Genomic DNA, 7,757 nt, shown 5'->3' on the forward strand with positions numbered 1-7,757 from the left:
CTGACGGGCGTCTTCGCGACGGACCTGAACTGTTTCGGCGGCTCCTTCATGGTGGACATGTCCACCATGGAATACTCCAGGAAGCTGCTGGAACTCTACGGTATTCCTGAGCTCTACGGTGCCCTGCCCAAGCTGGCCAACGAGCCAACGGAGATCATCGGCCGAGTGACTAAGGAAGCCGCCGAGGCAACCGGACTGGCGGAAGGCACGCCCGTGGTGGCCGGCATGATGGACATCCTGGCCTGCCTCGTAGGTTCCGGCGCCACGGGAGACGCGACCTACACTGCCATCGCCGGCTCCTGGTGCATCAACGAGACTCACTCCAAGCGGATCATCCCCAATGCGTCCTCCAACATGCCCTACCTCTACAAGGGCGAGTACCTGAACTGCTCCTACACAGGGGCTTCGGGCTCCAACTACGAGTGGTTCACCAAGACCCTTGGGGGAACGGCTCAGCTCACGGCGGAGAGGGACGGCATTTCCTCGTTCTTCAGCGTCCTGGACTCTCTGATCGACTCGGCGGACATCGAAAACGTGAAGGTGTTCTTCAGCCCCTTCATCGCGCAGCCCAGCATCCACCCCTACGCGAAGGCAAACCTCGTCAACATCAATCAGTCCACTTCCTACGCGAACATCTGCTATGCCGTGGTGGAGGGGGTGGCCTTCATCCACAAGTACCACATCGACTTCCTGAAGGATGCCGGCCTGCCCCTTGAGGTGATTCGCCTGACGGGAGGCATTGCGAAGAGCAGGGTGTGGAACCAGATTTTTGCCAACGTCATGCGCGTCCCCGTCATCGGCGTGGACTGCGACGAGACGGGGGCCCTTGGCTCGGCCATCGCGGCGGGCATTGGGGCAGGCGTCTACAAGGACTACGATGACGCCTTCAAGAAGGCCGTCAAAGTCAAAGACCCGGTGTTGCCCGATCCTTCCACCTACCGCGTCTACGACCGGCGCTACGCTGAGTGGACCAAGATCAATGAAGTTATGAAGCAGTACTGGGACTGGAAGAGCCAGCAACAATAGGGCGAAAAACGAAGGAGGATCGATAACGTGACAAAGGTAAAGATCCTATGCGTCTACGACGGCGGAATCACGCGCGAGTTGATGGAGCGGATGAAGGAACTCGAGCGTTACGATGCCGAGGTCAGTTTCGTCGAGGACAGAGAGATGAACGCCATGGGGCCCATCACGGACAGGATGCTCCTCATCGAACAGAACGGCGTCGACGCGGCTCCTACCTGCCCTGAGTTTCTGGAAGCCTGTAAGGACAAGGACATCCTCGTGGTGCATGTGGCGTCCATCAACAAGGAAATCATCGCGGCCTGCCCCAACCTGAAGGTAGCGGCCGTCCTGCGGGGAGGGTACGAAAACGCGGACGTCCCGGAGTTGACGAAGCGAAACATCCCCCTGATCAATGCTCCGTGGCGCAGCGCCGACGCCGTGGCGGATTTTACCGTGGGCATGATGATCGCCGAAAACAAGAACATCGCCCGCAGCCACAAGCTGCTATTCGAGGGGACCTGGTGCAAGAAGTACGCCAACCAGGCGTACATCCACAACATGCGAAACTGCACTGTAGGCCTGATCGGCTACGGCTACATCGGCAGCCGCGTGGCGAAGCGGCTCACGGGCTTCGAGAGCAGGGTGATCGTCCACGACCCCTTCGTGGAGCCCGAGAAGTTGAAGGCTCAGGGCATCAACGTCGTCGATCTGGACACGCTACTGGCCGAGTCGGATTTCGTGTCCCTGCACCTGCGCCTCTCCGACAAGACCCAAAAGTTCATGAACGCGGATCGGATGTCCAGGATGAAGAGGACGGCCTATCTCATCAACACGGCACGGGCCGGTTTGCTGGACGAGGTGGCGCTGGCTGACGCCCTGAAGAACCATAGGCTCGGCGGCGCGGCGATCGACGTCTATGAGGTGGAGCCGCTGCCGAGGGATCACCCCTACCTGGAGCTGGACAACATCACCCTGACTTCCCACCTGGCGGGAACTTCCTGCGACACCATGCGCACCAGTGTCGAGATCGGCATGGAGGACCTGGAACGCTATCTGACCGGTAAACCCATGCTGAACGTCCGCAACCTGAAGTAATTCGATTAAAACCGTGTTCTGCACGAAGGGGCTGCTTTCCAGCAGCCCCTTCAATCAATCTTTGAAAAATCGCTCCTGTGATTCGTCAACTCACTCAATTTCTCCTTTCCTGCGCCCATGCCCCGCCCGCGGGCCGATTGCCAAAAGCCACAGCGTCGTCTATGATTCTGGGCGGGGCACGGTGCGGACGACGCCCCATCGGCGTCACGGCCACGGGCCCTCACAAACGGCACACAGCACAGGAGGCTTCGCGATATGGAGGAGAAGATGGACATGCGGCGCAGGGATCGGCAGTTGAGCGAGGAGGAGACCCGCGAGGTCCTGCAGCAGGGGGAGTACGGCGTCCTCTCGACCGTCTGCCCGGACGGGACGCCCTACGGCGTGCCGCTCAACTTCGCGCTGGAGGACGGGCGCATCTACCTGCACTGTGCCAACGCGGAGGGGCAGAAGATCGTGAACCTCCGGCACTGCCCGGACGCCTGCTTCACCGTCGTCAGCAGCACAAAACTTCTGCCGGAGAAGTTCAGCACGCTCTATCGGTCCGCCATCGTCTGCGGACGGGTCTCTACCGTGGAGGACGACGAGGAGAAACGTCAGGGCCTTGAAGCGATCCTTCGCAAGTACTCGCCGGAATTCATCGAGAGCGGGCTGAAGTACATCGAGGCCGCCTTCAAGGCGGTGCGCGTCCTGCGCCTGGACGTCGCGTCCATCTCAGGCAAGGGCCGGAAGCAGTAGTCCGGCAGGAAGGGAACACAGCCCTCATGAACCGAATCGCATCGGAAGGGAACGCGGCACCACAGAGGGGCGGCGAGGGGTTGGGCGCGCTCTGCACCATCCTGTCCGCTGTGCTGTTCGGCACGATGCCGCTCATCACGAAGTTCGCCTATCAGCACGGCGGCAACGCCTGCACGGCCGTCTTCGGCCGCTTTGGAACGGGGGCCCTGATCTCCCTCCTCCTACCGCTCCTCATTCCGGGCTTCTCTCTGCGGATCGCGCGCCGCCAGATGCTCGACGTCCTGAAGCTCTCGATCTTCTACGCCGTGACGCCCATCCTGCTCTACCTGTCCTACAACCACATCGGTTCGGGGCTGGCCACCACGCTCCACTTCACCTACCCCATCATGGTCATCGCGCTGATGGCGCTGTTCTTCCGCTCGCCCCTCACGGGGCCGAAGCTGCTCTGCGCCGCGCTCTGCGCCACGGGCGTGCTCCTCCTCTACAGCCCTGCAGAGGGCGTGGAATCCGAGGCCTTGGGGATGGCGCTCGCCGTCGCCTCCGGCCTCACCTTCGCGCTCTACATCGTCCTCCTGGGCCACAGCTCCCTGGGCTCCCTCCCCGCAACGGCGGTCACCTTCTGGCTCTCGGTCTTCGCTGCGGCGGAGGTCGGGGCCTTCGGCATGCTGACGGAGGACCTGCGCCTCTTTGCTCCGTGGCAGGCCTGGGCGGCCTACTGGATGTTGGGCCTCTTCGCCACCGTCCTCGCCATCTCCCTCTTTCAAAAGGGCGTCTTCCTGTGCGGGGAGGTGAAGGCCTCGCTCCTCAGCAACTTTGAGCCCATGACGGGCGTCGCCATCGGCATCCTGCTCCTGGGGGAAACCTTGACCTCAAGGTCCGCTGCGGGCATCGCCTGCATCCTGATCGCCGCCGCCCTGACGAGCCGCATCCGGCGTTAAGTTCTCTGCGTCAGGGTATAATAGGCTCCGGACCGCAAGACAGCCTGGGGGACGAAAAATGGAGGGGGAGAGCGCGTGAACGAACGGATTGCGGTGCTCTGCGGCGGGGACGGCGCGGAGCGCGAGGTGTCGCTGAGGAGCGGGTCCGCGGTGACTGCGGCGTTGATCGAGGCGGGGTACCGGGCGGAGGCCGTGGACCTGCGGGCCATCGAAGAAACGCGCCGCGCCCTCAGGGGGTTGTTCGACGCGGTCTTCGTAGCCATGCACGGCAGCTGGGGCGAGGACGGGCGGCTTGAGGCGCAGCTTGAGGCGATGGGGGTGCCCTACACGGGGTCCGACCCCAACGTCTGCGACCTGGCCATGGACAAGGGACGGTCGTGCGCCGCCCTTCGCGCGGCGGGCCTGACCGTGCCGAAGGGCATCCTGCTGCCGAAGGGCGCACCGAACCTTGAGGCCGTGCGGGCGGAGCTGGGGGACGCCGTCGTCGTCAAGCCCTGTTCCGGCGGCAGCACCGTGGGGATCACGATCCTGCAGCACGTCACAGCGGGCACCCTGAGGGCGGCCGTGGCCCTGGCGCGACAGGAGTACGGCCCCTCGGTCCTCATCGAGGAGTACATCAGCGGGCGCGAGCTCACCGCGGCCGTGTGGGAGCGGGACGGATCGCCCGAAGCCCTCCCCGTCATCGAGATCGTCCCCCACGCCGGGTTCTACGACTACCGGAACAAGTACACGGCCGGGGCCACGGAGTACCTCGTGCCGGCGCCCCTCGCGCCGGCCGTCGCGGAGCGCGTCGCCGGCTCGGCCGTGGCGGCCCACCGCGCCTTGGGCTGTCGCGACTACAGCCGGGCGGACTTCCGCCTGTCGGAGGACGGCACCCCCTGGATCCTGGAGGTCAACACCGCCCCCGGCATGACGGCGACGAGCCTCGTGCCCAAGGCGGCACGGGCCGCCGGGCTGGAGTTCTCGGAGTTCGTTTCGCACCTCGTCCGCTCCGCGCTGAAGCGCTGGGGTCAGGCATGACGACAGCCCAGCCCCGTCTCCTGGTGGCCGCAGCAGCGAGCGGCTCCGGCAAGACGACGATCGTCTGCGGCCTCCTGGCGGCGCTGTACCGGCGGGGCCTGCGCGCCGTGGGGTACAAGGTCGGGCCGGACTACATCGACCCGGGGTTCCACCGCGCAGCAGGGCACTGCGAGGTCCTGAGCCTCGACACGTGGCTGACGCCTCCCGCGGTCATGAAGGGCCTCTTCGCCCGCACCTCCCGTGGGGCGGACGTGGCCGTGGCAGAGGGCGTGATGGGCCTCTACGACGGCGGTCGCGGCGGCGTCAGCAGCAGCGCGGAGATCGCGAAGCTCCTGGGCCTGCCCGTCGTGCTGGTCGTTGACGCGCGCTCCATGGGCCAGAGCGCCGCGGCCGTGGCGTTGGGGTTTCGGGAGTATGACAGGTCGATAGACCTCCGCGGCGTCATCCTGAACCGCCTGGGGTCGGCCTCGCACCGAGACACGATCGCGGAGGCGCTGGAGCGCGTCGGCATCCCTCTGCTGGGGGCCGTGATGCGCGACGAGGCCCTCGCCCTGCCGGAGCGCCATCTGGGCCTCGTGCCGGAGGCGGAAACGCACGACGCCGCACACCTGGACCGCATCCGCGAAGCGGTGGAGCGCGGCGTGGACGTCGACGCGCTCCTCGCCATCGCACGGTCCGCACCGCCCCTTTCCCTGCCGCCGGAGGGGACGAGGTCCCGCGCCGCAAAGGACGTGCGGATCGCCGTGGCGCAGGACCTGGCCTTCTCCTTCTACTACCCGGACAGCCTGTCGGCCCTGGAGGATCGGGGGGCGGAGCTGATCCCCTTCAGCCCCATGCAGGACGAGGCGCTGCCGGAAGCGGACGGCGTGATCCTGGGCGGAGGGTTTCCGGAGCGGTTTGCGGGGGAGCTCGCGGCCAACGCCGCCATGCGGCGGAGCGTGGCCCGCGCCGCGGAGCGCGGCGTCCCCATCCTGGCGGAGTGCGGCGGGATGATGTACCTGTGCCGCTCCATCACCGACATGGAGGGCGCCGCCTTCGAGATGGCGGGCGTCCTGCCCGCGTCCTGTCGGATGCAGCACCGCCTCGAGGCCGTGGGCTACGTGGAGGCCCGCGCCCTCCGCGACACCGTCCTCGGCCCGGCGGGGACGCTCCTGCGAGGGCACGAGTTCCACTTCTCCGCCATGACGCCGGAGGCGGAGGACTTCCCCTGGGCCTTCCGCATTGAGAGGAAGCGCACGGGCGCGGCCCACAGCGGTGGGTACGCCCGCGGGAACGTCCTGGCCTCCTACCTCCACCTCAACCTGGCAGGCCTGCCGGACGCGGCGGATTCGTTCCTCGCCCGCTGCCGTGCCTTCCGCGGCGCGTCGTCGGGCGGACGGTGACCTAGGCCAACCCCTCTCGAATCCAGTCCGCCAGGGACAGGGCGAAGTAGGTGACGACGATGTCCGCGCCGGCCCGCGCCAGACAGACGGCCGACTCGCACACGACGCGCCGCTCGTCCAGCCAGCCGTTGGCCGCCGCCGCCTTGATCATGGAGTACTCACCGCTGACGGAATAGCTCCCCACGGGCACGCTCACCCGCTCCTTCACCGCGCGCAGCACGTCCAGGTAGGGCAGGCCCGGCTTGACCAGGATCATGTCGGCGCCCTCCTCGACGTCCAGCAGCGCCTCCCGTATCCCCTCGCGCACGTTGCAGGGGTCCATCTGGTAGCCCCGCCGGTCCCCGAAGGAGGGGGCGGACTGCGCCGCCTCGCGGAACGGCCCGTAGAACGCGGAGGCGTACTTCACCGCGTAGGAGAGGATCGCCGTCTCCGTCAGGCCTGCGTCGTCCAGTGCCGATCGGATGGCGCCCACGCGCCCGTCCATCATGTCGGAGGGCGCCACGATGTCCGCGCCGGCCTGGGCCTGAGACACGGCCGTTCGGGCCAGGAGCTCGACCGTCGGGTCGTTGTCGACCGTCTTTCCCTTCAGCACCCCGCAGTGGCCGTGGGACGTGTACTCGCAGAGGCACACGTCCCCGATGATCGTCAGGTCGGGGAACTCCCGCTTTGCCGTGCGCATCGCCCGCTGGACGACGCCGTCCTCCGCCCAGGCCTGGCTCCCCGTCTCGTCCTTGTGGTCCGGGATGCCGAAGAGCAGCACGCCGCCGATGCCGGCCCCTGCGGCCCGCTCCAGGATGCGGGGCAGCGTGTCCGGGCTCCAGCGCATCTGGCCCGGCATGGCCGACAGCTCCTCCACGACGCCCCTGCCCTCCCGGACGAAGATCGGGTACACCAACATCGAGGCCGCAAGCCTCGTCTCCCTCACCATATCGCGAATGGCTGCCGTTTGGCGCAGCCGCCTTGGACGAACGATCACGATGATCCCTCCCCTGCGCCGCCCTCACCGGGCGGCTGCGATTTGACCCCGCGCGGCCACGGCCGCGGCGAGAAGCGCCTCAAGCGTCGCGGAACCCGCCGTGAAGACCCGCGCAAAGCCGGCCTCCCGCGCAGCGCGCGTCGTCTGGCGCCCGATGCAGAGCGCCGCGACCTCGGTCCAGCCCCTCCAGCCCGCCGGAGCGCAGGCGGCGAAGGCCCGGACGGTCGAGGCGCTGGTGAAGAACGCCATGTCCAGGTCCTCCGGCAGCTCCGGGCGAAGGCGGCAGGTGCGATACAGCGGCACCTCCCGAAGGGAGACACCGGCGGCCCGAAGCCCCTCCGTCAGCTCCGGTCCGTGCTCCTCCGCCCGCAGCAGCAGGACCTTCTCCCCCGCCTTCACGCGCCCCGCCAGGGCGACGGCCAGGTGCTCGCCGTCGTAGATGTCCGGCATCAGGTCAACCCTCAGGCCACAGGCCCTCAGGGCCTCCGTCGTCGCCGGCCCGATGGCCGCGAGGCGCGCGCCTCCCAGCTCCCGAACGTCCCGCCCCTCGCGGGCCAGGCGCATCGTCAGGGCCTCGATCCCCGCCGCGCTGGTGAAGACGGCCCA

Annotated in this window: 8 protein-coding genes; 6 read left to right on the top strand and 2 right to left on the bottom strand. The window is 67.2% G+C overall.

The genetic code is table 11. The features are described from left to right. The 6 genes from ACO41U_RS09285 to ACO41U_RS09310 all read left to right on the top strand — a co-directional run. Positions 1-1,026, top strand: a 1,026-nt coding sequence (locus tag ACO41U_RS09285) for an FGGY-family carbohydrate kinase (RefSeq protein WP_485943395.1), incomplete at its 5' end; no start/stop codon positions are given. 27 nt (positions 1,027-1,053) lie between these two features. Further along, positions 1,054-2,100 (top strand): 2-hydroxyacid dehydrogenase, encoded by a 1,047-nt coding sequence (locus tag ACO41U_RS09290; protein WP_485943397.1) that lies wholly within the window; start codon positions 1,054-1,056, stop codon positions 2,098-2,100. Positions 2,101-2,355: 255 nt separating this feature from the next. Next, entirely contained in the window at positions 2,356-2,835 is a 480-nt protein-coding gene (locus tag ACO41U_RS09295; protein ID WP_485943399.1) for a pyridoxamine 5'-phosphate oxidase family protein, read from the top strand. 26 nt (positions 2,836-2,861) lie between these two features. Then, entirely contained in the window at positions 2,862-3,773 is a 912-nt protein-coding gene (locus tag ACO41U_RS09300) for a DMT family transporter (RefSeq protein ID WP_485943401.1), read from the top strand. Between the two features lie 75 nt (positions 3,774-3,848). Continuing rightward, on the top strand, positions 3,849-4,793 hold the full coding sequence (locus ACO41U_RS09305; protein WP_485943403.1) for a D-alanine--D-alanine ligase family protein: 945 nt from the start codon (positions 3,849-3,851) through the stop codon (positions 4,791-4,793). Continuing rightward, the gene (locus tag ACO41U_RS09310) at positions 4,790-6,175 is read left to right on the top strand and encodes a cobyrinic acid a,c-diamide synthase CobB (RefSeq protein WP_485943405.1); all 1,386 of its coding nucleotides are present in this window, start codon (positions 4,790-4,792) and stop codon (positions 6,173-6,175) included. The genes ACO41U_RS09305 and ACO41U_RS09310 overlap by 4 nt, the downstream gene beginning before the upstream one ends. 1 nt (position 6,176) lies before the next feature. Here the strand turns inward: ACO41U_RS09310 and hemB are convergent, their stop codons facing one another. Further along, positions 6,177-7,151: a porphobilinogen synthase gene (gene hemB, locus ACO41U_RS09315; protein WP_485943407.1), complete on the bottom strand. Its 975-nt coding sequence runs from the start codon at positions 7,149-7,151 to the stop codon at positions 6,177-6,179. A 24-nt stretch (positions 7,152-7,175) separates the two neighbouring features. Then, positions 7,176-7,757: uroporphyrinogen-III synthase (locus ACO41U_RS09320; protein WP_485943409.1), on the bottom strand; the 582-nt coding region annotated here is incomplete at its 5' end.

This window comes from Fretibacterium sp. (assembly GCF_057312375.1).

What these genes read in the sequence shown, in the direction of transcription:
- ACO41U_RS09295 (WP_485943399.1), top strand. Translation starts at nt 2,356, where the DNA reads ATGGAGGAGAAGATGGACATGCGGCGCAGGGATCGGCAGTTGAGCGAG.
- ACO41U_RS09300 (WP_485943401.1), top strand. Translation starts at nt 2,862, where the DNA reads ATGAACCGAATCGCATCGGAAGGGAACGCGGCACCACAGAGGGGCGGC.
- ACO41U_RS09310 (WP_485943405.1), top strand. Translation starts at nt 4,790, where the DNA reads ATGACGACAGCCCAGCCCCGTCTCCTGGTGGCCGCAGCAGCGAGCGGC.